Origin of the sequence: Streptomyces melanogenes (assembly GCF_014649795.1) — a bacterium.
GTDB lineage: Bacteria > Actinomycetota > Actinomycetes > Streptomycetales > Streptomycetaceae > Streptomyces > Streptomyces noboritoensis.
This window is the reverse complement of the sequence record NZ_BMTS01000038.1, coordinates 1-23,561: the sequence shown is the minus strand read 5'-3', so window position 1 is coordinate 23,561 and position 23,561 is coordinate 1. Positions and strand designations below refer to the sequence as shown.

Sequence of the window (23,561 nt, the reverse complement as noted above, 5' to 3'; positions counted from 1 at the left end):
ATTACACGTGTTAGCAGAAGGCGTCCAGAGGTACGACAAGAAAGTACTCAGGCCCGTACAGCGAGGGTGTTACACGTTTCAGGGAGCTGCCGACGGAGGAGTGCGGCCCTAGGCGGGCTTCTCCTCGAAGCCGGTCACTGTCCGTACATGACGCAGGCTCGGTTCGCCGAGGGCGGCACACAGTTGCTGGAAGAGCTGACGTGCGGCGACCGCGTTCCAGTCGTCGGGGAGGAGCTCCTTGGGCAGGCCGGGGTCCAGGTAGGGAAGGCGGCGCCACTGGGTCAGCAGGGGGACGTAGTGGCGGAACGCCTCCGCCGCGTCGAGGTCCGACTGCCGCGTCAGGCGCTGCGCCACGGGCCCGTAGGTGTCGGTGAACGCGGCGTACTGCGCCTCGATCGCCGGGAAGTCCCACCAGGAGCTCACCGAGGTGCGCAGATCGCCGAAGGCCGCGTACTGCGAGGTGAACAGGTGCACGTACTCGCTCAGTTGGAGCCGCACCAGCGCGCTGCGGGCGTCTTCCAGGAGCCGCCCGGGGGCCAGCCACACGCCGGGCGCCATATTCCCGAACCCGAGCCAGGTCAGGCGGGTGCGCAGCTGGTAGCGGTGCGCGCGCTCGGACTCCGGCACCGAGAAGACCGCCATCACCCAGCCGTCGGCGAGGTCGGCGGGTTCCAGGCTGCCGAAGATACGGCGGTCGCCCTCGTCGAAGACCGGGTGAACGGCGGGGCTGAGCCGGTAGCCGTTGACACCCCGCCGCTCGGGTTCGAGGATGCCCCGCTTCTTCAGACGGGAGATCGCCGAGCGCACGGCCGGGCCGTCCACGTCGAACTCGGCCATCAGGACGATCAGATCGGCGATGGAGATCCATCCGCCGAGCCGGCGCAGAAACGCCCCGTAGACCGTGTTGATCAACGAGCTGGGCCTGAGGGGACTCTCCGACATGATCGCCTTCCGTGGTGTGCGGTGGCGATCCTATCGAGCACCCGGCCCAGCCGGGCAGGCCGGTCGGCCGAAGGGCATACGGTCCGTCAGCCGGCGGTCGCCGCGGACGGGGACAGCGGCGTCTCGGCATACACGCCGGACAGCAGATGGCCCGCTCCGGGCGCCACGGCCGGCAGGCCGAGCGCGCGCAGCATCTGGTGCGCGGTGCAGACGGCCGCGGAGACGACCGGCTTGCCGAGCAGCTGCTCGGCCTCCTCGACGGCCCCGAGCGAAGGCATCTGCACACAGGCGGAGAGGACGACGGCGTCCGCGTCGGAGTACTGGAGTGCGCGGGCGATGCCGGGCAGCCGGGCGGGGTCGTGCGCGGCGACTTCCAGGTTGTCGGGGATCTCCAGCGCCTCGTAGTCGAGCACCTCGATGCCCTCGTGGGTCAGATACTCCACCACCGTCTTCGTCAACGGCCGCATGTACGGGGCGACCAGCGCGATCTTCTTGGCGCCGAGCGTGTGCAGACCGTGGACGAGGGCGCCGGCGCTGGTGACGACGGGCGACGGGGCGCCGTTCTCGGCCGTGCGGGCGTGCAGGCGCTCCTCGGATGTGCGGTGGTAGCCGAAGCCCATGCTCATGATGGCGACGAGACAGGCGTAGCCGAGCACGTCCACGCGGGCGTCGGAGAGTTCGACGGCGCAGCGGTCGGAGTCGGCGTCCATGGCCCGGAGCTGCTCGGGGGTGACATGGGTCATGCGCATCCGGCTGGAGTGGAAGGTGAACCGCTCGGGCGCGACGGTCTCCCGCGCGCGCAGGATGGCCGGGATCTCGGTTTCCATCGTGACGTTGGAACTCGGCACGATCTGCCCGATCCGATAGGTGCGGTGGGACACGGGGGGCTCCTGGGCCTGATCGAGGGGTGGGGGTTCAGCGGGCGTCGACAACGGGGTTGGTCAGGGTGCCGATGCCTTCGACGGTGGCTTCGACCGTGTCGCCGGGGGCGAGGAACTCCGGGGGCACCATTCCCGCGCCGACGCCGGAGGGAGAGCCGGTGGCGATGACGTCGCCGGGCTCCAGGGTCACCCCCGAGGAGATGTCGGCGATGAGGCGGGCGATGGGAAAGAGCATGTGCCGGGTGTTCGACTTCTGCTTGGTCACGCCGTTGACGCGCAGCGAGAGGTCGAGCGCCATCGGGTCGCCGAGGGCGTCCGCGGTGACGACCGCCGGTCCGAAGGGGGCGTAGGAGTCCTGCCCCTTGGAGAAGAACCACTGGCCGGAGCGGCGCTGGTCGCGGGCGCTGATGTCGTTGACGATGCTGTAGCCGAAGACGTGGTCGTACGCGTCCTGTTCGCTCACCCGGAACGCGGTGCGGCCGATGACGACGGCGAGTTCGCACTCCCAGTCGAGCTGGGCGGTCAGATCGCCGTTGTGCCAGATGGGCTGCCCGGGTCCGGTGACCGCGGTGGCGGGCTTGCTGAACAGCACCGGGCGCGGCGGCAGCTCCTTGTCGGTGTCCAGGCTGCGGCTGGACTCCTCGACGTGCTCGACGTAGTTCAGACCGACGCCGATGATCTTGCCGGGGCGCAGCGGGGCGCGCAGCGAGACGTCGCCGAGCCGGTGCACGGCTTCGGCGGGCCAAGTGGCCTGGTCCCCGGCGAGCAGGCGCCGGGCAGTGTCGTGGGTGCCGGCTCCCGCCTGGATGAAGGACAGCAGGTCTGTCGGCAGTTCGGTGCCGTGATGGCCGGCCAGTGCGGCGAGGTCGATCACGCGGTCGTCGATCTGGGCGCCCAGGCGGGCGGGGGCGTCGTCGACGGTGTAGGTCACCAGTCGCATGGGAACTCCTTGGCGGGTGGCGGGGGAAGGCGGTCAGGAGGAGGCGGTCGGGAGAGGACGGTCAGAGTGATGGGAGCGGGCGGTGGTGCGGAGTCGGTTCCGCGCCACCGCCCGCCCGGCCGGGGGCGATGCGGGGCACATTCCATCGCTCCCCGGGGTTCACCTCGGCCGGCAACCGGTGTCAGGGCCGGCGGTCCCGGCGCGGAGGCGGGTCTTGGGGTCTTCGGGGTCTACACGAGGGGCTGACGGCCGCCGTTGTCGGTATAGGCCTCTTCCCGGTAGAAGCCGAGGGAGCGCATCACGGGGAAGTCGTTGAAGGAGAAGAGGCAGGCGTCCTCCCCCTGGTCGAGGTTGTGGTGCTCGTGCCAGGCCCAGGAGGGGACACAGAAGATGTCGCCCTGCTGCCAGGCGAAGCGCTGTCCGGCGATGACCGAGTAGCCGCGGCCCTTGGCCGCCGTGTAGATCACCGATCCGGTGTGGCGGTGGGCCCGGGTGCTCTGGCCCGGCCGGAGCAGCTGCATATGGGCGCCCATGGTGGGCATCACGGAGCCGCCGGTGACCGGGTTGGTGTATTCGGCGATCACACCGTCGTAGGGCGATCCCTCCGTGGCCTTGGCGAGGTCGCGCAGCGACTCGTAGGTCGTCTCCCACGGGTAGGCGAGCAGCGGCGAGTAGGGCCGGTTCCACTTCTCCACGCCGTACGGCACCAGGTTGGCGCCGTAGGTGAGCACAGAGGAGTTGATCACCTTTCCGGGCTGCTGGTACAGCTCCGGGTGGACTTCGTAGAAGCCCGCGTCGTGGGCGTTGACGAGGGGGATGTCGAGGCCGTCCTGCCAGATGACGGGAGCGTCGTCGGAGTCGTTGCCGTGCTCGTGCCAGGTGCCGTTGGGGGTGATGGCGAAGTCGCGCGGGCCGACCTTGAGCTTCTGCCCGTCCACGATAGTCCAGGCGCCGGTCCCCTCGTGGACGAACCGCAGTGCGGCGGCCTGATGGCGGTGTGCGGTCATCGCCTCACCGGGGCCCATGATCTGGAGGCCGGTGTAGAGGAGCCCGACGGCGGCGCTCACGTCCTTGCGGCCGGGGTTGACGAGCATGACCACCCGGCGGCCCGCGTCGTCGGCCTTGACCAGGTCGAGGGCCTTGCGGACCAGGGGCTGGACCTCCTGGTACCGCCACAGGACGGGCACGGACTTCGGCTGGGGGTACCAGGGCTCGATGTCGTTGGCGACGGTCCACAGGGCTCCCGCCTCCAGTTCGGCGAGTTCGTTGTAGTACGCGGTGAGTTCAGGGGTGTCGGACACACGTGCCCGGCCCAGCCGGTTGTCGTCGTACTCGGTGGTCATGACTCCTCCTGCGTTGTGCCGGTGCCGTCGGTCGGAAGGGGCGCGACGGCGGGCGCGGCATCGTGGGAGCCGGGCGGCGTCGCGAAGGTCACGGGGGTGCGCGGGGTGTTGTCGACGTGCAGTCGGAAGACATCGAAGCGGTTGTAGTGGCCGAGGATGTCGTGCATCTGCTTGGGCTGGATGCACTTGGCCAGGTCGATGTCGGCGTAGACGATGCCCTCGTCGTCGATCAACGGGTCGGTGACGGGCCGCCCGTCGGGTCCGAAGATCCCGGACAGCGCGCTGCGGGGGCGGGCGAGCATACGGCGTACGTTCTCGTCGTCACCGGCGACGGTGTCCACGATCTCGGGCGAGATGGTGGAGCAGGCCACGACGGAGAAGACCTTGCCCTCGAAGCTGTGGGCGGCGGTCCGCACGGCGATAGCGTCCGCCATGTCGTAGTCCTCCGGGGCGACGGGCAGCGCGATGTAACTCGCCGCGTGGACCAGCTCTCCCTGGGCGAGCAGGGTGAACCGGGCGAGCGTGTTGGTGTTCTCGCCGCAGGCCAGGGCTCCCAGCGGCCCGACGGGCGTCTGGTGGACCTTGAGCGAACTGCCGTCGCCTCCGGTCCAGGTCAGCTTCTCGGCCCAGGTGGGGACGAGTTTGCGGTGTACGCCGAGGAGTTCGCCGTCCGGGCCGATGGTGAGCAGGGTGTTGTAGAGGATGCCGAGGCTGTACGGGCTGCGCTCGTTGACCCCGATGACGAGGACGACTCCGTGCCGGCGGGCCGCCGCGCGCAGGGCGTCCACGTGCGGCCCGGGGATGTCGACGGAAGCCCGCTGGAGGCGCTCGAACCACGGGGAGCCCTGGACCGGGGTCATGGTCCAGTTCCAGTACGGGTAACCGGGGACGAAGGCCTCGGGGAACACGATCAGTTCGGCGCCGTGCGACGCCGCCTCCGCCACCAGGGCGACGGCCTTGGAAACGGTGGCCGACGGATCCAGATAGACGGGCGCGGACTGGACCGCCGCGGCCTTGAAGCGGGGCAGTTCCTGCATGCGTTCCTCCATGTCACAGGGCCGTCGCCGCAGCGGCCGCCGCGGGCCGCGGAAGCCAGCGCTGGTGTACGGGAGCGGGGATGGCCCGGAGCAGCTGGAGGCGGGGCGGGACATGGTCGGTGCGGGCGCCCGGCAGCCGGGCGCTGCCCGCCTTCCACGATGTCGGCCAGGGCGCTCCGGGGCCGGTGTAGTCCTGCGCCGCGGCGGCGTGCAGCGTCCACAGCGGGTCGTGCAGCTGGGCCCGCCCGACGGCGCAGAGGTCGGCCCGGCCGGCCAGGATGATCGAGTTGACGTCGTCGTAGGTGGAGATGGCGCCGACCGCGATGGTGGGGATCCCGGTGGTGTTGCGGATCAGGTCGGCGTAGGGCGTCTGGTAGCTGCGGCCGAACCGCGGCCGCTCGTGGGCGACGACCTCACCGGTGGAGACGTCGATCGCGTCCGCTCCGGCGTCCGCCAGGGCGCGGCAGATCTCGACGACGTCTGCCTCGCCGATGCCTCCTTCGGCCCAGTCGGCGGCCGAGATCCGCACGATCAGCGCCTTGTCCGTCGGCCACACCGCACGGACCGCCCGCAGCGCTTCCAGCGGGAAGCGCAGCCGCCCGGCCTGGGTGCCGCCGTACTCGTCGGTGCGGAGATTGGTCAGCGGCGACAGGAAGCCGGACATCAAGTGGCCGTGCCCGTACTGGAGTTCGATGGCGTCGAATCCGGCGCGGTCGGCGCGGCGGGCCGCAGCGGTGAAGTCCTCGACCACGGCGTCCATGTCCTCGCGGGTCGCTTCGCGCGGAGCCGTGCTCGCCGAGTCCCAGGCGAGCGGGGAGGCGGCGATCAGCGGCCATCCGACCGCGCCGAGCGGGACGGACGTCCCGTCGGCGCGCGGGGTGCCCCGCGCGGCGCGGCGCCCGGCGTGGGTGAGCTGGACGCCCAGGAAGGTGTCCGACTGCCGGTGCACGAAGTCGGTGATCCGCCGCCAGGCCGCTTCCTGTTCGTCGGTGTAGAGGCCGGGGCAGCCGGGGGTGGCCCGGCCGTCGGGGCTGACGGCCGTCATACCCGCGATGACCAGTGCGGAGCCGCCGAGCGCTTGGGTGCTCAGATGCAGGAAGTCGAAGTCGCCGGGCACGCCGTCGGCGGCGGCATACAGGGCGGTGGGCGGGACGACGACGCGGTTGCGCAGGCGTAGGCCGCCGATCCGGGACGGGCGGAACATCGGCGGCACGGCGGTGCCCGCCGTCACCGTCTCGGCTTCGTGCCAGGCATCCACCCTGTCGGTGAACTGCTGGTCGCGGACGCGCAGGTTGTCGTACGTGACACGGCGGCTGCGAGTCAGCAGGTTGAAGGCGAACTGCGCGGGCTCCTGCCCGGTGTAGCGGCCGACGTTCTCGAACCATTCCAGGCTGGCCTGGGCGGCGCGCTGGGTGGACTCGACGACCGGCTTGCGTTCGGCCTCGTACGCGGCGAGCGCGGTAGGCACGTCGGGGTGCTCGTGGAGGCAGGCCGCCAGGGCCAGTGCGTCCTCCATCGCGAGCTTGGTGCCGGAGCCTATGGAGAAGTGGGCGGTGTGGGCGGCGTCCCCGAGCAGCACCACATTGCCGTGGTGCCACGTCGTGTTGCGTACCGTGGTGAACCGGATCCACTTGGAGCCGTTGGGGATGAGGCGGTGGCCGTCGAGGTGGTCGGCGAGGATCTCCTCGCAGCGGCGGATGCTGTCGCCGTCGCTGGTCCCGGGCGGGAAGTCGCGGGCGGCGAACTCCTCGAAACCCGCGCGCCGCCAGGAATCCTCGTCCATCTCGACGATGAAGGTGCTGCGGGTGGCGTCGAACGGATAGGCATGCACCTGGAGCGTCCCGAAGTCCCCTTCGGCGACGATGAACGTGAAGGCCTCGAAGACCTTGTCCGTGGCGAGCCACATGTAACGGCAGCGCCGCTCGTCGAGGTCCGGGGCGAAGGTGTCCGGGTAGGCGCCGCGCGTCGCCGACCGTACGCCGTCGCTCGCCACCACCAGGTCGTATTCGGCGGCCAGTCGCTCGGCGGGCGGGGCCTGGGTGCGGTACCGGACGTCCACCTTCAGGGCGGCGCACCGCTCCTGAAGGATCCGCAGCAGGCGCTTGCGGCCCAGGGCCGCGAAGCCGTGGCCGCCGGAGGTGAGCACCTGGCCCCGGTAGCGGACGTCGATGTCGCTCCAGCGGGCGAACTCCGCGGACATCGCCTCGAAGATCTCCGGGTCGGCCTGCGCGATGCCGTCCAGGGTCTCGTCGGAGAACACCACGCCGAATCCAAAGGTGTCGTCGGCCGCGTTGCGCTCCCAGACGGTGATCTCCCAGCTTGGCGAGAGCTGCTTGGCCAGGGCCGCGAAATACAGCCCGCCGGGCCCTCCACCGATGACTGCTACGCGCACGGCGTCCTCCTCGTGGTTCCAGGAACAACATATTGCGGAATTCCTGCGATCGTCAAGAAAACTCTATACAACGATGGGGTGTGCATGAACTCCCCGTCTCAGGTGAGGAGTTCAGGAGCCTGCGGACCGGACCCGGCCAGGCGTTCGCGCACCTCGTCGGGCCAGGGCGTGGCCCCGTTCGCCCGTGCGGCGGAGTGGACGATCGTCATACGGCCGGTGGCCGCGGCCTCCTCGCCCCGACTGCCGACCATGAAGGCGTAGTGCAGGGAGGTGGTGCCGACCTTGACGACGCGCAGCTCGACGCGGACGAGGTCCCCGAACCACAGCCGGGCGCGGTAGTCGGCCTCGAAGTGGACGCGCGGCGTGCTCCCGAACAGGTGGGCCAGGCCCAGACGCCGCAGCAGGACGGCCTCGGCCGCCTCGACCCAGCGCACCACGGTGGAGTGGTGGTAGTGGCCGGCGGCGTCGGTGTCGGGCCACTCGACCCGCCGCTCGATGACGACGCTGGGCAGGTTCGCCGCACCACCGTCCGGCGGGGTGGTCTGCTGCGGGGCGGGGATGTCCATGGGGGTGCCTTTCGTTGGCGGGGGGAGTGGTTACGGAAGAGATGCGAGGGTCCGGGGCGAAGCCCCGTTCCTTGTCTTTAGGGGCGCGGGGAACTGCGCGACCAGCCCCCACCGGCCCGCAGACAACGCACGACACTTCCAGCCGCGCTCAGCTCTTCGCCGCCCGCTCCCGCAGGGCAACGCGCTGGAGCTTTCCATTACTCGTGCGCGGCAGTTCGGCGACGAACTCGACGGCGCGCGGGTACTTGTAGGGCGCGATGGTCTGCTTCACGTGGTGCTGGAGTTCCTTGGCGGTGAGTTCGTCGGGGGCAACGCCCTCACGCAGGACCACATACGCCTTGACGACCATCCCGCGCTTGTCGTCGGGTGCTCCGACGACGCCGCACTCCAGGACGTACGGGTGCGTGACGAGCGCCTTCTCGACCTCGGGACCGGCGATGTTGTATCCGGAGGAGACGATCATGTCGTCGCTGCGGGCCACGTACCAGAAGTAGCCGTCCCGGTCCCGTATGTAGGTGTCGCCCGTGATGTTCCAGCCGTTCCTGACGTACGTCGTCTGGCGCGGGTCGTCGAGGTAGCGGCAACCGGTGGGGCCGGTGACCGCGAGGAGGCCGGGCTCCCCGTCGGGCACGGGATCGCCCGCCTCGTCGACGACCATCGCCCGGTACCCGGGGACCGGCTTGCCGGTGGCGCCGGGACGTATGGCGTCGTCCGCCGCCGAGATGAACACATGGAGCATCTCGGTGGCGCCGATGCCGTCGATGATGCGCAGGCCCGTCGCGTCGCGGAAGTCCTCCCACACCTGGGCGGGCAACGCCTCTCCGGCCGATACGCACCGGCGCAGGCCCGCCAGGCGGTCCTCCACACCGGCCGCCAGCATCGCCCGGTAGGCGGTGGGCGCGGTGATCAGCACGGTGACGCCGTGCTCCGCCACGAGAGCGGCCAGCTGCTCCGGCGACGCCTGCTCGAGCAGCAGCGTCGCCGCCCCCACGTGCAGAGGGAAGACGACCAGGCCGCCGAGTCCGAAGGTGAAGGCCAGCGGCGGCGTCCCGGTGAACACGTCGTCCTGACGGGGTTTGAGGACATGCCGCGAGAACGTGTCGGCATTGGCGAGCACATCGCGGTGGAAGTGCAGGGTCGCCTTGGGCCGTCCCGTCGTACCGGAGGTGAAGGCGATCAGGGCCACGTCGTCGGCGGCGGTGACGACGTTCGTGAAGGCGCCGTCCTTCGCCTCGCAGCGCCGCGCCAGATCGTCGCCGCCGTAAACGAGGACGGTCAGGCCCGGTGTGTCCGCGGCATCGAGTTCGTCGACGTAGCGGTGATCGCAGAGGGCGACAACGGGGCGACTGATGTCGTGCAGCTGGGTGAGTTCCGCGGCGCGCAGCATCGGCATCGTCGTGACAGCGACCCCGCCCGCCTTGAGCACCCCGAACCAGGCGGCGACGAGCCACGGATTGTTGGGGCCGCGCAGCAGGACGCGGTTGCCGGGGCGCAGTCCGAAATCCTCGGTGAGGACCCGCGCCATTTGGTTGGCGCGCAGCAGGAGGTCGCCGTAGGTCCAACGGTCGGTGGGGGTGAGCAGGCAGGGCCGGTCGGCGCCCCAGCGTTCGACAGCGTCGTCGAGCAGGTACTGGGCGCAGTTGAGACGGTCCGGATACGTCAACTCCGGCAGGTCGTAGTGCAGTTGGGGCCAGAGCGGGAAGGCGGGGAGCCGGTCTCGGCAGAACGTGTCCACATGGGCGGACGGGGAGAGCTCCATGGGGCGCACCTCAATCTCGGGGGCAGCAGAGGGAGTGAGGTAAGTATGTCGCCAAACTAACGAGCGTCAATATTTCTCGATATAGATTTTCGCTGACGATGCGTCACACAGGAGAGCCGGGCCCGGCACGGCGGGGTTACGCGGCGGGGACGCGGACTCCGACGACCTTGCCGGTACCGGCACGGAACGCCACCAGTCCGCCACCCGCCTCACCGGCAAGGAGGCCCACGATCATGAGACCGCGACCCCCCTCCGCCTCGGCATCAACCTCGACGTCGACGTCGAACCCCCGGTCGACACACGGCAGAGCGGGATCACCGTCGGCGACTTCGAACCGCAGCCACCCGCCCCCGAGGGTGAGCGTGGCGTACAGCCGGCCAGTGACGGCACCGGCGTGCCGCACGGCATTGGTGACAAGCTCACTCACGGTGAGGAGCAGCACCTCCCCCCGGTCCGACGCGACGCACCAGCCGTCGAGGACGGTACGGACGGACGCGCGGACCGCCGGGACCGCGGCGGCCGTCGGCCTCACCGCCCAGCGGACGCGGCGACAGCCGTGCGGCGCGGCGGGCGACAGGGGCGGCGAGGGTCTCGGGGTGCGGATGCGTCCGGCGGGGGAAGGGGCGGCGTTGAACATGGCGGGCTCCCCGGAGAGGTGGGGGTGACAACAGCTTCTGTTCACTCGTGTAACCGACCCGCGATCCAGGCCTTGAAGTTCCTTGACTTGACCCACAAGGAGTCGCAAGATGTCGTGTTACACGTGTAACACATTAACAACCTCGACCGGCCCGCACAAGGCATTTCGGACATACGTTGCGAGATTCCGAATTCCGAGGCCCGAGGAAACTCGGCTCGGTGCGCCCGGTCGTCGCGCCCACCCGGCCATGACGACTCGGCGTGCCAAGCCCTCACTGGACACGCACCCAGCAGAAAGAGGCGGACACCTATGACGCAATCACCAGCGGCGGCCCAGCGGTCCCCGGGCCAGCAGGCTGCAGGCGAGCCCGGTATGGAGTGGCCGCCGCCTCCCTTCCTCGCTCCCGCCCCGCCCGTGGTCGGCCAGGACGGCGTGCGCCACTTCGACGGTGCGACGTACGCGACCACCCCCGGCTACCGGCCCCGGCTGCTCGACGTACACGTACCGGCCTCCGACGGCCCTGTTCCGGCCGTGGTGTGGATCCACGGCGGGGGCTGGCTGGAGGGCGACCGCCGCTACCCGCCGCCGACCGTCTCCGTCGAGCTGCTGCACCGCACGGTGCTGGCGGCCGGGCTCGCGCTCGTGTCCATCGACTACCGGCACAGCCTGGAGGCCCCGTTCCCGGCGCAGCTGCACGACGTGAAGGCCGCCATCCGGTATGTGCGCCGGTTCGCCGACACCCTCGGGATCGACAAGGACCGCATCGGCGTCTGGGGCGAGTCGGCCGGCGGGCACCTGGCCGCCCTGGCCGGGCTCGCCCGCCCGGACAGCGCCGACGGCGAGACACTGGAGGGCGAGGAAGGGGTGCGCGACGAGGACAGCGGCGTTGTGGCCGTCGTCGACTGGTACGGGGTGACCGAGATCGGCTCGCTGCTCTCGCACGCGCTGCCCCCCGCCCCGTCCGGCGTGGAGTACCCCAACCCGTTCACCGCGCTCCTGGGCGGCACCGCTGAACAGCATCCCGAGCTGGCCCGCGCCGCCAGCCCCGTCACCTACGCGGGCCCTGCGACGCCCCCGCCGTTCCTCCTGGTCCACGGAACGAAGGACGGCCTCGTGCCGTACAGCCAGAGCGAGGTCCTCGCCAAGGCGCTCGAAGAAGTCGGCGGCGATGTCACCCTCCAGCCGGTGGACGGTGCCGATCACATCTTCCTCGGCGCCCCCGATGTGACGCCGATCGTGACGGAGAGCGTCGCCTTCCTCGCCCGCCACCTGGAAGCCTGAGCGCCACCCGGGAGCCTGGGCGCCGCGCGGGGGGCCTGCGCGCAGCAGTCCAGGAGTCAGCGGGGCGTCGCGCACGGGCGTCGCGCTGTCCCGCGTCAGGAGGACTGACGGTGCGTCACGAGGACTGGCGGTGAATCAGAACAGGCTCCATGCCCGGCATCCCGGGCGCCTTGCCGGTGTCGACCAACGTGTGCAGGGCGTCCGCGATCCGCGCGGGCGCGGGCAGGTCGAGACGTACGGTGGTGAGCGCGGGCCGCTCCAGCGCCGCGAGCACCAGGTCGTCGCAGCCGACGACGGCGACGTCCTCGGGCACCGAGATGCCTTCGTCCTGGAGGGCGCGTACGAGGAGCGCCGCGTACTCGTCGTTGTAGGCGAACACCCCGTCCAGGCCCAGCTCGGACCAGCGCGCGGCCAGTTCGGCTGCGGATTGGCGGGTGTAGGCCATCTCCACCGCGTTGACGGTGGACGTACTGCGCGCCGCGACGCTCTCGGCGCCGGCCAGGCGCGGTCGGGCGAAGGTGTCGAGGCCGCGTTCCTTCGGCATCACGACACCGATGCGGCGCCGCCCGCGGGAGATGAGGTGCTCTGCGGCGAGCGCACCGATACGGGCATGGTCGAAGGCGACGGTGTAGACACCTTCCACCGGCCGGGCGGCGAAGCCCACCACAGCGCGCACCCCGGCCCGGCGCAGGACCCCGGCGGCCTCGGCGGTCAGGCTGCCGCCATCGAGGGCGACCACCGCCGCCGGCCGCAGTTCGGCCCAGGCCCGGGCGGCGCCGACCGCGTCGGAGAAGCGTCCGGCGTGCAGCACGGTGGTGTATCCGTGCCGTTCGAGTTCGCTGTGCAGGTCGTCGAGCCAGGCGCTGACCAGACGGCCGACCGCCGAGACGGACGTCGGCATCAGCACCAGGTTGCTCCGGCCCGCGCGCAGCGAACGGGCGGCGGCGTGCGGGACGTAACCCAGTTGGTCGGCCGCGGCGAGCACGCGTGCCCGCGTGGTGTCGCTGACCCGGTGCGCCTGGGTGTCGTTGAGCACAAAGGACACCGTGGCCCGTGACACACCGGCGAGGCGCGCCACATCCGCGCTGGTGACGGCTGCCGACGCGGACTCCTTGGCCATGGCACCTTTTCCTCGCTCCTACCGGTCGCCCGACCAGCACCGAACAAGGTTACACGCGTTACACGCTGTGGGTAGCGACGTGGACGGCGCCTGGGCAGTGCCGCCGGGGTTCTCCCTGCCGAGCCGGGCGACCTGCGGCTCGGGCAGAACCCGATGGGTGCTGCCAGGGTCACGGCGCTCGCCGCACTCGCGTAACGGGGCCCGTGGCCCGGGGGCCGCCTGCACGGCACCCGGGGCGCCGGCCGGGCAACCGGCTTTCGGGCCAAGCGGGGGCGCTTTCGTCATGCCGCGCCGACGGCATCGAGCGCGAGGCGCCACGGGTAACCCTCCGGCCTCCGCTGTCCGGGCTGGTTCGGCGCGAACCCGCCCTCGCCGTACAGCACGGTTACACCGGCCGCGCGCAGCGTCGCCACCGACTGCTCGAACTGCGGATGCTGGACGTAGGCCGCGTTCACGCATGGCATCGTGACTGTGCGGATCCCCTTGCCGATCCCCTCCGCCACCACCCCCACCACGAAGCTGTTCGTCAGGCCGAGCCCCCATGCGTTGATCGAATTGAAGGTGGCCGGCGCGAAGAGGATGACGTCAGCCTTCGGCCACACGTCCGGCTCCCCCGAGCGCTTGTAGTCGGCTCGCACCGGATGGCCGGTCAACGCCGCAAGCCCGTCGAGGCTGTCCTCCAGCCAGCGGGCCGCACTCGGCGTCAGACCCAGACACAGGTCCCAGCCGTCGGTCTGGGCCTCCTCGATCACCCGGGCAACGTCGAAGACCGGCGGTGCGGCCGAGCAGAACAGATACAGAGTTCGAGACGTCGTCATAAGCCCATCCCACCGCACGACGAGTCAGGGAAGGGAGACCCGTATGCCGACACTGGACGACAACCACACGGGCGCGCGCATCAAAGAGCAGACGGCTCGCTCGCCTCACCCAGCGGCAACTCGCAGCGATGCTGCCGTACTCGTACAGCCTGCTGAACCAGGTCGAATGCGGGGCGCGCCCGGCCACCGCCGACTTCACGGCCGTGATGGAGTGCACCACCTGCCTCAACACATCGCCGGACTCCGACACGAAGGACGGACCCCAGGAGTAGGCGATCCGGCACACGGCACGGCAACACGACCATGGCGGGTTCCGCGCCATCGTGACCTCGTTCTGCCGGGTCAGCCCGGCCCCGGGGAACCCGCTGTACGAGGAGTCGTCGCCCCGTTGACTGCCCGCCTCCAGCTGCGCTGGGCACCGCCCGAGGCGGGCGTTGGTCCGCGCGCCAGTCGCTGTCGGTCGCTACGGAGCGACGAGGCCGGCGAGCGGCACGCCCATGGCGTCGGAGATCAGCAGCGAGGGAGCCGAGGCGCGATGAAGCGTGCCCCTGCTCGATCCGGAGGTACGTCGCCCGGTCCATGCCACAGCGGAGGGCCACCGTCTGCCGTGTCGGCTCGGCGCCGAGCCGGGCGGCCCGGATGCGGTCCCCGATGGGCCGGCGGCGGGTGAGTACCCAGCCGGGTGGTCGGGCGGGGCCGGGGTCCCGGCAGGGGCTGGTGTCTCGCCGGTCGCGCTGAGCGGGTTGGCGGAAGCCGGGTGCTGATCCCTGGGACGCCAAGGCGCCGGCCTGCCTGGGGTGGGATCAGCACCGCACTTCACCGAGACCGCTTGGACACGGGCTCCCCGGCCGCCCGCACGGCAGGCCACCCCGGTGCCCCGACCCCAGCCCCCCGGGCGCTACCACCGCACCGGCCCTAACGCCCCAGCACCACCCCATGCCCATAAGGAAACAACGGGTCCCCCGAATCGTTCGGTACGTCCTCGTCCCCCGCCACGACCGCGTCCATGGAGCGGGCGAGTTCGAACGGCAGGCGCCCTTGGGCCTCGGCCCGTCCGAAGAGGACGTCGAGCAGTGCGGTGTCCGAGGCGCCGTAGTTCGCCACCAGCGCCGCCGCCTTCTCGGCGAGATCCGGGATGACCGCGGGGCGGTCGAGGAAGATGTCGAAGACGGTGGGCACGGCCGCGGCGGTCTGGAGGAGGGGCCGCAGTTCGTCCTCGGTGAAGTCGAGCCTGCCCGCGCGGAAGAACGACTCGAAGCCCTCGGTCCGGAGCTCGTGCGGCGTGGCGATCCGTATCAGCGCGACGTCGGCTTCCTCTGGAAGGTCCACCACCGTGGCATACGCTCCGGCGACCTCGGGATCGACACCCTGGACCCAGATCCGGATGCCCTTCGGGAGCGGCAGCAGCGGTGCCGACTCCCCCGCGGGGCGGTCCTTGAGGATCGTGACGGAGCGGCTCTGCGCGGCGAGGCCCGCCGCGGTGAACTCCGCACTGCCGCAGATCCGCTCGGCCGCGTCGGCGTCCACGTACGGGTCGTCGAAGAGGCCGAGGACGAACTTTTCGCGCAGCAGGCGTGCCACCGACACGTCGAGGCGCTCCACACCGACCCTGCCGCCGCGCACGAGCTCCACGACGAGTTCGGGCGCCGCCTCGCCGCCGAGCTGGTCGGCGCCGGCGTCGAGGATACGTTCGACGCGGGTGAGGCGGTCCAGCTCTTCCACGCCCCACGCCCGGGCGGGGAAGGGCGCCCCGAGGATCTGGGAGTCGGTGACCAGCCCCCAGTCGGTGCAGACGATGCCGTCGAAGCCGTACTTCTCCCGCAGCAGCCCGGTGATGACGCCCTTGTTGAAGCCGAAGCCGACCTCTTCGTACGCCGTGCCGACCGGCAGGGCGTAGTAGGGCATGATCTGCGAGGTTCCCGCGGCGAAGGCGGCTTCGAAGGGGATCAGGTGGTAGTCGAAGTTGCCGCCCGGATAGACCTGTTCGCGCCCGTACGGGAAGTGAGCGTCCTCGCCGCGCAACTGCGGGCCGGCACCGGGGAAGTGTTTCGTCATGGCCGCGACGCTGCTCGCGCCGAGGGTCTCGCCCTGGAGGCCGCGGACGTACGCGCCGACCAGGCGGGCCACCGTCTCGGCATCGGAGCCGAACGTGCCCATCACGCGCGCCCAGCGCGGCTCGGTGGCGAGGTCCGCCGTGGGGTGCAGGGCAAGCCGGATGCCGACGGCGAGGTACTCGCGGCGCACGATGTCCGCGTACCGGCGCACCAGTTCCTCGTCGCCGATGGCCGCGAGGCCCGGCGGCTCCGGCCAGAGCGAGAAGCCCTCGGTGTGCGCGCTCGCGGCCGGGTTGTCGACGAAACCGTGCCGGGGGTCGGTGGAGACAGTGACGGGGATGCCGAGCCGGGTGGTCGCCGCCAGGTCCTGGAGCCGGTTGTTCCACTCGGCCATCCGGCGGGGGGCCGCGGCGCCGAAGAGGTTGAAGTGGTTCATGAGCTTGCCCGTCACCATGGCGGAGGTGGAGGCGTGCATCGGGTCGTCGTCGGGTGCGCCGGGCTCCGGCTCGACGAGCGTGCCGTCGGTATTGATGGTGATCATGGTCTGGAAGAGCAGGCCCGCCTTCTCCTCCAGCGTCATACGCCCCACGAGGTCAGCCACCCGCTCGTCGACCGGCAGCCGGGGGTTCTCGTACGGTTCCATGACGCCGTTGCCGTTGAGGTCGCGGAAGGCGGTGCCGTCGGGAGCGGTGAGGGTGCGCGGTCGGGCCGGTGCGTTCTGGGTCATGAGCTCTCGTTTCGTTTCCTTGGTGGCCGGGCCGGCCTATTACACGTGTAACTACCTGTACTGCTTGCATTGCGGCGGCCCGGGCGGACAAACACCCTGGCGTCGGGTGTCACTGGCGTGAAGTCGTCCACGGGCGCGGTGCCCGAGTCGAATGAGGTGGGCGGGTACTCACCCCCACAGGTGTCCGGCCGCCGCCCGCTCCGCCTCGTCCTCCAGCAGGCGGGCGAACACCGTCCACAGCACCAGCACCACTCCCGCTCCGGCGGCGGCACCCGCCACGGTGTCGCTGAGCCACTGGGCACCCAACCGCATCCGGCTCCACATCACCACGGCCACGATCACGGCGGCGAACGGCCACCACCAACGCCGGACCGGCGGGGCGAACAGCACTATCCCGGCGGTCAGTACGAGCGCCGTGGCCAAGAAGACCTGCCCGGACGGAAAGGAGCCGTCGTTGACCAGGACCTGCGGCCGGGACGGCCGGGGCCGGTCGACGAGCTGCTTCATCGGAAGCACCACGACGGTGTTGGCGACGACACTGGACGTGAACATGAACACCGCCGATCTCCACCGGCCGTAGATGCCGAGGCAGCCGACCGCACCGAGGGGCAGGACGAGGCCCAAGGGGCCACCCAGTTTGTCGAGTAAGCGGGCGAACCCCACCGCCGCGCCGTCCGGCCCCCCGCCCAACCACCGCATCCAGCGGTCGTCGAGCCCCTGGAAGAACGGGTGGCCCCCGCCCCGGGCGGCGAGCCCGATCGCCAGGGCGGCGGCGAGCAGGACGATCCCGGCCGCCAGCGCTCCGCGCGGCGGTGCGGCGGGGACCGGATGGCGGGGCGGGGCGCCGGCCCATGGGCGCGAGTCGGCGGCGGGCTGCGAACTGCGCATGGCTGACCTTCCAATGTCCAGCTTCCGGCGACTTCGCCGAGCGGCGGGTGGACCGATCCGGGTTCGTCAGGCCGGGTTCGTACGCCTGACGGGCCGCGCCACCCCGTCCGCGACCGGGTTGCGGGACGGGCGCGGAGAGGGGGCGGAGCGACGGCTCGCCCGGCATGCCGGGGCAGCCGTATGCGGCGGCCCGCAGCGGCATGTCACCCCGGGAGGCACGGGTTTCTCGCCAAGAGTGGCGCATTAATGACCGTCAACACAAGGGTGACCCACGAGTAGCTACACGTGTAACGATGAGACTTCGGATCGACGGTCACGATTGGCGTCTCAAGTGCAGTACGCCTCTATCCACGGCGCCTTCTTGGTGCTAAACAAGCCCTACCGCCGCAGATAACACGTGTAACTTCAGGCTTTGGAACGCCCGCGTCCACCTCCCCGACGCAGCTCATCTCCGCGTTCCCCCTCGCCTCACTCTTCTCGCGGTATCCCCCTCAGCTCCGTCCCCGAGGAGTCGACATGCATACCCCTATCCACCGCCGGCCGGCTACCCGCCCACCCTCGCCGGGGGTCGTCATGACTACCGATGAACTGATCCCGGCGAAGGCGACCGCGCCGCACAAGCGCGGCCTCATGCTGCTCCTCCTCGTCGCCAACTCCGCCCTGATGGCGGTGTACCTGGGGGTGGGCACCGTCCTGCTCCCGGCCCAGATCGCCGAGATCGACCCGGCGAACAAGGTCGCCGTCCTCGGTGTCGTGGCCGGGGTGAGCGCCGTCTTCGCGACCGCGTTCAACCCGATCGCCGGCGCCCTCTCGGACCGCACAGGACGCCGCAACCCGTGGACCCTGGGCGGCGCGATCGCCTCGCTGGCGGGTCTCGCGTTCCTGAGCAGCGTGCACACGGCGCTGCTGGTCGGCATCGGGTGGTGCCTGGTGCAGGCGACGATGAACGTCTACCAGGCCGCGGTCACCGCCGTCGTACCCGACCGGATCCCGGCGGCACGCCGCGGCACCGCCTCCGCCCTGGTCGGGCTCGCGCTGCCGATCGGCGGCACGGCCGGAGTGGTGATCGCCTCGCAGACCTCGGGCCAGCCGAGGCTCGGCTACCTGATACTCGGCGGCGTGGCGGCCGGCGCGGCGCTCCTGCTCACCGTCTGCTGCCCCGATGTGCCCCGCACCGCGCCCGCCGCGTCCGTGCCCATGCCGCGGCGCGAACGCATCGCGGCGTTCCTGTCCGCGCTGTCGCACCATGACTTCCGGTGGGCGTTCATCGGACGGGCCCTGATGGTGCTCGGCTACTTCTCCGTCACGGGCTATCAGCTGTACATCCTGGACGACCACATCACCCTGCCCGCGGATCTCGACGCACCGGCGGCGATGGCGGTCCTCACACCCGTGGCGATGGTCGCGATGGCCGTGTCGACCGTGCTGGGAGGCCTGCTGTCGGACCGCTGGAACCGGCGCAAGGTCTTCGTCGCGGTATCGGCCGCGCTCACCGGGGTCGTGATGGCCGTCCCCGTGATCAGCCCGACCTGGACCGGCATGCTCGTCTTCAGCGCCCTCAACGGCCTCGCCTTCGGCTGCTTCATGGCGGTGGACACCGCCGTGGTGACCCTGGTCCTGCCCCGGGCCGAGGACGCCGCACGGGACATGGGTGTCCTCAACATCGCGAACGCGGGACCACAGATCGTCGCCCCGTTCGTCGCCTCCGCCGTGGTGAGCGCCCTCGACGGCTACACTCCGCTGTTCCTCTTCGGCGGCGCGCTGTCCCTCCTCGGCGCGCTGGCCATCCTGCCGATCCGGAGCGTGCGCTGACCACGGTGGGCCTTCGTTCCGGCGGCCCCGGGCCCAGGTACCGACACCGCCGTACGAGGCGGCCCGGACCCGCGCCCGGGTGACCAGCCCCCCAAACCCCGGCGGGCGCGTGCTGAGGGGTCACGCGCCCGCCGGTTCCACGGCTTCAACCCCTCCCTCTCTCCTCCCGTCCGTTCGTATCTCCACTCCCGTTCCTTGGAAGGAGCACACCATGAGGCGCAAGCACGTTCTCCCCCTGGCGGCCCTGCTGCTGTGCACGCCGGCCCTCGCCGGTACGGCGCCGGCGAGCGCCGCACCGCAGGGCGAGCCGTCCGGCCCGCTGCGGATCCTGCTGACCAACGACGACGGCTACGACGCCCCCGGCATCCGTCTGATGTTCCAGCGGCTCACCGCCGCCGGGTACGACGTCACCATCGTCGCCCCGCTCACCAACCAGAGCGGTACGGGGACGAAGATGATCACCGCCAGCACGGTGACGGTCAAGCACCCCGAGCCGCGGGTGTGGGCTGTGGACGGCACACCCGGCGACGCGGTGACCTTCGGACTGGCCCAGGTGTTCGCCGACCGGGCGCCCGACCTGGTGGTCTCCGGAACCAACTTCGGGCCCAACATGGCCACGCTCGCCACCCACTCCGGAACCGTCGGCGGCGCCGTGGCGGCCCTGGAGAGCGGTGTGCCCGCGATCGCGGTGAGCACGGGCGGGCTCACGGTCCCGGTTCCGCAGCTCATCCTCAACGCCATGCGCCCCACCAACGACTTCACGGTCAAGCTCATCGACCGGCTGCGGGCGCACGCGAAGAACGGGCCGCTGCTCGAGGCCGGCATGGGCCTGAACGTCAACCACCCCATAGTCGGCGCGGACGGCACGGGCACCGCCCGCGGCGCCGCCGTCACCACCCAGGATCCGCACCCCTTCCTCAAGGCGGAGTACACCGACTCCGGCGACGGCACCTGGAAGGTGAACGTCAAGGTGGTCCCGCAGCCCGCCGACAAGGGCAGCGACGCAGAGGCGGCCGACGCCGGGAAGGTGTCCGTCACCCCGATCGCCCCCAACTGGAACACCGGACCGGCCGAGTTCGCCAGGACCACGGCACTCCTGGCCGGTCTGCGCCCGTAGGTCCTGTCGTCACACCCCTCCCCAACCTCCCCGACCCGCGTCACCGACCGTCATGTATATGACCACGCTGGAGGAGAAGTGAAGAGGTCGCGCGCGACCCGCCTCTCAAGAATCCTGGCCCTGCCCCTCACGGTGGCAGCGCTGTGCGCACAGGCCCTGACCGCCTCGGCGGCCCCGGCCGCCACCGACCCCATACGCCCTCTCGTGGCCACCGGCCACGGCCGGCTCGCCGGGCAACTGCACGACCGGGCCGAGGAGTTCCTCGGTGTCCCCTATGCCGCACCACCGGTGGGAGACCTCCGGTTCCGTCCACCGAGGCAACCCGCGTGGTGGAGCGGGACACGGGAGGCCACCCACCAGGCGCCCGCCTGCACGCAGTTCTCGCCGTTCGGGCTGAAGGATCCGCGGGCCACCAGTGAGGACTGCCTGTACCTGGACGTCTACCGGCCGCGCGACACCCGGCCCGGGGACCGGCTGCCGGTGCTCTTCTGGATGCACGGTGGCGCGTACAGCCAGGGCACGGGTACCCAGTTCGGCGGCCGGACCATGGCCGATCTCACCGGCAGTGTCGTCGTGAGCATCAACTACCGGCTCGGCCAGCTCGGATACCTCGCCGTCCCGGAGCTCACCCGCGACAACGCGCTCGGTTCGGGCTCGTACGGGCTGATGGACCAGATCGCGGCGCTCGGCTGGACCCGTGACAACATCCGCGCGTTCGGCGGCGACCCGGGCAACGTCACCGTCTGGGGGCAGTCCGCCGGCAGCGGCTCGGTCTGTGCGATGCTCGCCTCCCCGAAGGCGGCCGGACTGTTCTCGCACGCCATCCTGCAGAGCGGGCCGTGCACCCTCATCGCCGCGCCCAGCGCCACCCGGCAGGCCGACGAGGACCGGGCCTACGCGGCCGAGGCCGGCTGCCCCGACGCCGCCACGAGTGCTTCGTGCCTGCGGAAGCTCTCCCCCGCCGGCCTCGTCGCGGCCGCGCGGACCCATCCGACACCGGGGCCCGCGTTCGGTGACGGGCTTGTGCCCGCGCAGCCGTCCCGGGCCATCGCCTCGGGCGCGTGGAACAAGGTACCGACCATGATCGGCAGCACCCGGGCCGAAAGCCGGTTCTTCGTCGCGATCACCCAGCCGCGTCTCACGGCGCAGGAGTACACCGACCAGATCACCACCGCCTACGGACCGGCGGCACCGCAGGTGCTGGCCCACTACCCGCTGTCCGGCTACCCCTCTCCCCACGAGGCGATGTCCGCGCTGCTCACCGACTCCACCTTCGCCTGCCAGACGTTCGCCACCGCGCGCACGTTCGCCGCCCAGGTACCCACCTACGTATACGAGTTCGACGACCCGGACTCGCCGACCCTGGCCGGGGCCCAGATGCCGGGGCTCGACATGGCCAACGCCCACAGCGCCGAACTCGCCTACCTGCACGACTTCACCATGGGCGACCGTCCGCTGACCGCCACCCAGGCGGCGTTCGCCGACCGCATGAAACTGCGCTGGGGAGCCTTCGCCCGCACCGGGAACCCCAACGCGCCGGGCGAGACCCGGTGGCCCACGGCCAGCCCCCGCCACACAACCCTCGTCCTCAACCCGCAGAACACCCACACATCGACCACCTTCGCGGCCGATCACCAATGCGGCTTCTGGTCCGGCCTGCGCACTCTTGATCCTCGGCCGCACTCCTGATCCACGACGGTCGGCTGCCTGGCCCAGGCAGCCGACCGACCCTTGGGTTCCGGCGCAGGGACACAAGGGACAGACAAGGCCGCGGGAGCCGTCGCCGCCGCTACTGCGCAACAGGTCAACTCGCGCCTCAGGAACGAAACTCGGCTCTGGTCGGCTACGCCTTCACCCAACAGACACGGATCACCATTCCCGACCCATCCTCCGAGGTAGTAGCTTCGGTGGCGAACGGATCAGACGCTTTGTTCGTTTCCCCCGTCACGTTTCAGTTGGCCGAAGACTCACGACCGCAACAAGAGGCGTAAAGCGGCCAAGGTTACCGTACCGTAAAGGACATATGCCCGCTTCTCGAATCGGGTGGCCACGGCTCGGAACCCCTTGAGCCCGTTGATGGTCCACTCGGCTTCGTTCCTGCGTCGATAGCTCTGCCGGTCGAAACCAGTGGGACGACCGCCCGCGCTCCCACGGCGTCTGCGGTTGGCCCGCTGGTTGGCCGGCTCGGGGATGGCGTGTTTGATCTGCCGACGGCGCAAGTAGTGGCGATTGCGGCGGGCACTAGTCTTCTGAGTCAGGAATTCTGTTCAGATGTGTAGGCTTGTTTCATGGCGGGACTGGGGCGGCCGAAGGCTGAGTTGACACTGTCGGACGAGGAACGGGATGCCCTGGAAGGGTGGGTGCGGCGGCGTTCCACGCCGCAGGCGTGGGCCTTACGGTGTCGCATCATCCTGTTGTGTGCCGAGGGTGTGTCCGACAAGGATGTTGCCGTGCAACTCGGTTCCACGGCACACGCGGTGGGCCGATGGCGCGCAAGGTTTGTCCAGCACCGGATCGCAGGTCTGGGTGACATGCCCCGCCCGGGCGGCCCCAGGACGGTGACGGACGAGAAAGTTGCCGCAGTCGTCGCCAGAACACTGGAATCCACCCCGAAGAACGCGACACACTGGTCGACACGGTCGATGGCGAAAGAGCTGGGCCTGTCGCAGTCGTCGGTGTCACGGATCTGGCGGGCGTTCGGCCTGCAACCCCACCGCTCAGAGACCTTCAAACTGTCGACCGACCCGTACTTCATCGACAAGGTCCACGATGTCGTCGGCCTCTACCTCGACCCTCCGGAGCGGGCCCTGGTGTTCTGTGTCGATGAGAAGTCCCAGATCCAGGCTCTGGACCGGTCTCAGCCCGTGCTGCCGATGATGCCCGGAGTTCCCGAGCGGGCGACCCACGACTACGTACGCGCCGGCACCACCACACTGTTCGCCGCCCTGGAGGTGGCCACCGGCAAAGTCATCGGTTCACTGCACCGCAGGCACCGGTCCGAGGAGTTCAGGAAGTTCCTGGTCAAGCTCGACAAGGAGGTGCCCGCCGGTCTTGAAGTCCACCTCATCTGTGACAACTACGCCACCCACAAGACACCTGCGGTCAAGAAGTGGCTGCTGGCCCACCCCCGGTTCCACCTGCACTTTGAACCGTTCCGGGTTCGGTAGCAATGCCGCTTAGTTAGTGACTGAGGATCTCCAGCGTCGGCGGTCCGTCGTGGATCGTGGGGTGGTCATCGGGTCTGGTG

19 protein-coding genes and 2 pseudogenes are annotated in these 23,561 nt (G+C 70.5%); 7 read left to right on the top strand and 14 right to left on the bottom strand.

Annotated features, from left to right (window positions below; genetic code table 11):
• Positions 1-108: 108 nt before the first annotated feature.
• The 9 genes from IE252_RS39435 to IE252_RS39395 all read right to left on the bottom strand — a co-directional run bounded on the left by IE252_RS39435 (position 109) and on the right by IE252_RS39395 (position 10,497).
• On the bottom strand, positions 109-942 hold the full coding sequence (locus IE252_RS39435) for a PaaX family transcriptional regulator (protein ID WP_190094324.1): 834 nt from the start codon (positions 940-942) through the stop codon (positions 109-111).
• A gap of 86 nt (positions 943-1,028) precedes the next feature.
• Entirely contained in the window at positions 1,029-1,769 is a 741-nt protein-coding gene (locus tag IE252_RS39430) for a maleate cis-trans isomerase family protein (RefSeq protein WP_190094337.1), read from the bottom strand.
• 88 nt (positions 1,770-1,857) lie between these two features.
• A complete protein-coding gene (locus IE252_RS39425; protein ID WP_190094323.1) occupies positions 1,858-2,763 on the bottom strand; it encodes a fumarylacetoacetate hydrolase family protein in 906 nt (301 codons plus the stop codon).
• Positions 2,764-2,993: 230 nt separating this feature from the next.
• The gene (locus tag IE252_RS39420; protein WP_190094322.1) at positions 2,994-4,106 is read right to left on the bottom strand and encodes a cupin domain-containing protein; all 1,113 of its coding nucleotides are present in this window, start codon (positions 4,104-4,106) and stop codon (positions 2,994-2,996) included.
• Complete coding sequence (locus IE252_RS39415; protein WP_229849100.1) at positions 4,103-5,143, bottom strand: carbon-nitrogen hydrolase family protein; 1,041 nt, start codon at positions 5,141-5,143, stop codon at positions 4,103-4,105. The genes IE252_RS39420 and IE252_RS39415 overlap by 4 nt, the downstream gene beginning before the upstream one ends.
• Before the next feature lie 13 nt (positions 5,144-5,156).
• A complete protein-coding gene (locus tag IE252_RS39410) occupies positions 5,157-7,535 on the bottom strand; it encodes a bifunctional salicylyl-CoA 5-hydroxylase/oxidoreductase (protein ID WP_190094321.1) in 2,379 nt (792 codons plus the stop codon).
• A 98-nt stretch (positions 7,536-7,633) separates the two neighbouring features.
• Complete coding sequence (locus tag IE252_RS39405; protein ID WP_190094320.1) at positions 7,634-8,101, bottom strand: acyl-CoA thioesterase; 468 nt, start codon at positions 8,099-8,101, stop codon at positions 7,634-7,636.
• Positions 8,102-8,249: 148 nt separating this feature from the next.
• Positions 8,250-9,860, bottom strand: a complete 1,611-nt coding sequence (locus IE252_RS39400) for an AMP-binding protein (RefSeq protein WP_190094319.1) — start codon at positions 9,858-9,860, stop codon at positions 8,250-8,252.
• Positions 9,861-9,996: 136 nt separating this feature from the next.
• Complete coding sequence (locus IE252_RS39395) at positions 9,997-10,497, bottom strand: ATP-binding protein (RefSeq protein ID WP_190094318.1); 501 nt, start codon at positions 10,495-10,497, stop codon at positions 9,997-9,999.
• A 309-nt stretch (positions 10,498-10,806) separates the two neighbouring features.
• On the opposite strand from IE252_RS39395, the gene IE252_RS39390 reads away from it, so the two are divergent.
• A complete protein-coding gene (locus IE252_RS39390) occupies positions 10,807-11,778 on the top strand; it encodes an alpha/beta hydrolase (RefSeq protein WP_229849099.1) in 972 nt (323 codons plus the stop codon).
• Positions 11,779-11,893: 115 nt separating this feature from the next.
• Here the strand turns inward: IE252_RS39390 and IE252_RS39385 are convergent, their stop codons facing one another.
• Positions 11,894-12,898, bottom strand: coding sequence for a LacI family DNA-binding transcriptional regulator (locus tag IE252_RS39385; RefSeq protein ID WP_190094317.1), 1,005 nt, complete (start codon positions 12,896-12,898; stop codon positions 11,894-11,896).
• A gap of 281 nt (positions 12,899-13,179) precedes the next feature.
• Positions 13,180-13,716, bottom strand: a complete 537-nt coding sequence (locus IE252_RS39380; protein ID WP_190094316.1) for a flavoprotein — start codon at positions 13,714-13,716, stop codon at positions 13,180-13,182.
• 128 nt (positions 13,717-13,844) lie between these two features.
• Between IE252_RS39380 and IE252_RS44440 the strand changes: the two genes are divergently transcribed.
• A complete protein-coding gene (locus tag IE252_RS44440) occupies positions 13,845-13,988 on the top strand; it encodes a hypothetical protein (RefSeq protein WP_373298685.1) in 144 nt (47 codons plus the stop codon).
• Between the two features lie 3 nt (positions 13,989-13,991).
• Complete coding sequence (locus tag IE252_RS44585; protein ID WP_444545967.1) at positions 13,992-14,108, top strand: hypothetical protein; 117 nt, start codon at positions 13,992-13,994, stop codon at positions 14,106-14,108.
• 523 nt (positions 14,109-14,631) lie between these two features.
• On the opposite strand, the gene IE252_RS39370 is transcribed toward IE252_RS44585, so the two are convergent.
• Positions 14,632-16,497 (bottom strand): glycoside hydrolase family 3 protein, encoded by a 1,866-nt coding sequence (locus IE252_RS39370; RefSeq protein WP_308434605.1) that lies wholly within the window; start codon positions 16,495-16,497, stop codon positions 14,632-14,634.
• A gap of 168 nt (positions 16,498-16,665) precedes the next feature.
• Entirely contained in the window at positions 16,666-17,385 is a 720-nt protein-coding gene (locus tag IE252_RS39365; protein ID WP_190094315.1) for a phosphatase PAP2 family protein, read from the bottom strand.
• 573 nt (positions 17,386-17,958) lie between these two features.
• Between IE252_RS39365 and IE252_RS39360 the strand changes: the two genes are divergently transcribed.
• The 3 genes from IE252_RS39360 (at position 17,959) to IE252_RS39350 (ending at position 22,003) form a co-directional block, all read left to right on the top strand.
• Positions 17,959-19,197 (top strand): MFS transporter, encoded by a 1,239-nt coding sequence (locus IE252_RS39360; protein ID WP_190094314.1) that lies wholly within the window; start codon positions 17,959-17,961, stop codon positions 19,195-19,197.
• 211 nt (positions 19,198-19,408) lie between these two features.
• A complete protein-coding gene (gene surE, locus IE252_RS39355; RefSeq protein ID WP_190094313.1) occupies positions 19,409-20,314 on the top strand; it encodes a 5'/3'-nucleotidase SurE in 906 nt (301 codons plus the stop codon).
• A gap of 78 nt (positions 20,315-20,392) precedes the next feature.
• Complete coding sequence (locus IE252_RS39350) at positions 20,393-22,003, top strand: carboxylesterase/lipase family protein (protein ID WP_190094312.1); 1,611 nt, start codon at positions 20,393-20,395, stop codon at positions 22,001-22,003.
• 278 nt (positions 22,004-22,281) lie between these two features.
• Here IE252_RS39350 and IE252_RS39345 read toward each other — a convergent pair.
• Positions 22,282-22,557: pseudogene (locus IE252_RS39345) on the bottom strand (IS5/IS1182 family transposase); the annotation flags it as partial.
• Between the two features lie 45 nt (positions 22,558-22,602).
• Here IE252_RS39345 and IE252_RS39340 point away from each other — a divergent pair.
• A pseudogene (locus tag IE252_RS39340) lies at positions 22,603-23,466 on the top strand (IS630 family transposase); the annotation flags it as partial.
• Positions 23,467-23,561 lie beyond the last annotated feature (95 nt).

What these genes read in the sequence shown, in the direction of transcription:
- IE252_RS39435 (WP_190094324.1), bottom strand. Translation starts at nt 942, where the DNA reads ATGTCGGAGAGTCCCCTCAGGCCCAGCTCGTTGATCAACACGGTCTAC.
- IE252_RS39430 (WP_190094337.1), bottom strand. Translation starts at nt 1,769, where the DNA reads ATGGAAACCGAGATCCCGGCCATCCTGCGCGCGCGGGAGACCGTCGCG.
- IE252_RS39425 (WP_190094323.1), bottom strand. Translation starts at nt 2,763, where the DNA reads ATGCGACTGGTGACCTACACCGTCGACGACGCCCCCGCCCGCCTGGGC.
- IE252_RS39420 (WP_190094322.1), bottom strand. Translation starts at nt 4,106, where the DNA reads ATGACCACCGAGTACGACGACAACCGGCTGGGCCGGGCACGTGTGTCC.
- IE252_RS39415 (WP_229849100.1), bottom strand. Translation starts at nt 5,143, where the DNA reads ATGCAGGAACTGCCCCGCTTCAAGGCCGCGGCGGTCCAGTCCGCGCCC.
- IE252_RS39405 (WP_190094320.1), bottom strand. Translation starts at nt 8,101, where the DNA reads ATGGACATCCCCGCCCCGCAGCAGACCACCCCGCCGGACGGTGGTGCG.
- IE252_RS39400 (WP_190094319.1), bottom strand. Translation starts at nt 9,860, where the DNA reads ATGGAGCTCTCCCCGTCCGCCCATGTGGACACGTTCTGCCGAGACCGG.
- IE252_RS39395 (WP_190094318.1), bottom strand. Translation starts at nt 10,497, where the DNA reads ATGTTCAACGCCGCCCCTTCCCCCGCCGGACGCATCCGCACCCCGAGA.
- IE252_RS39390 (WP_229849099.1), top strand. Translation starts at nt 10,807, where the DNA reads ATGACGCAATCACCAGCGGCGGCCCAGCGGTCCCCGGGCCAGCAGGCT.
- IE252_RS39385 (WP_190094317.1), bottom strand. Translation starts at nt 12,898, where the DNA reads ATGGCCAAGGAGTCCGCGTCGGCAGCCGTCACCAGCGCGGATGTGGCG.
- IE252_RS39380 (WP_190094316.1), bottom strand. Translation starts at nt 13,716, where the DNA reads ATGACGACGTCTCGAACTCTGTATCTGTTCTGCTCGGCCGCACCGCCG.
- IE252_RS44440 (WP_373298685.1), top strand. Translation starts at nt 13,845, where the DNA reads ATGCTGCCGTACTCGTACAGCCTGCTGAACCAGGTCGAATGCGGGGCG.
- IE252_RS39370 (WP_308434605.1), bottom strand. Translation starts at nt 16,497, where the DNA reads ATGACCCAGAACGCACCGGCCCGACCGCGCACCCTCACCGCTCCCGAC.
- IE252_RS39365 (WP_190094315.1), bottom strand. Translation starts at nt 17,385, where the DNA reads ATGCGCAGTTCGCAGCCCGCCGCCGACTCGCGCCCATGGGCCGGCGCC.
- IE252_RS39360 (WP_190094314.1), top strand. Translation starts at nt 17,959, where the DNA reads ATGACTACCGATGAACTGATCCCGGCGAAGGCGACCGCGCCGCACAAG.
- surE (WP_190094313.1), top strand. Translation starts at nt 19,409, where the DNA reads ATGAGGCGCAAGCACGTTCTCCCCCTGGCGGCCCTGCTGCTGTGCACG.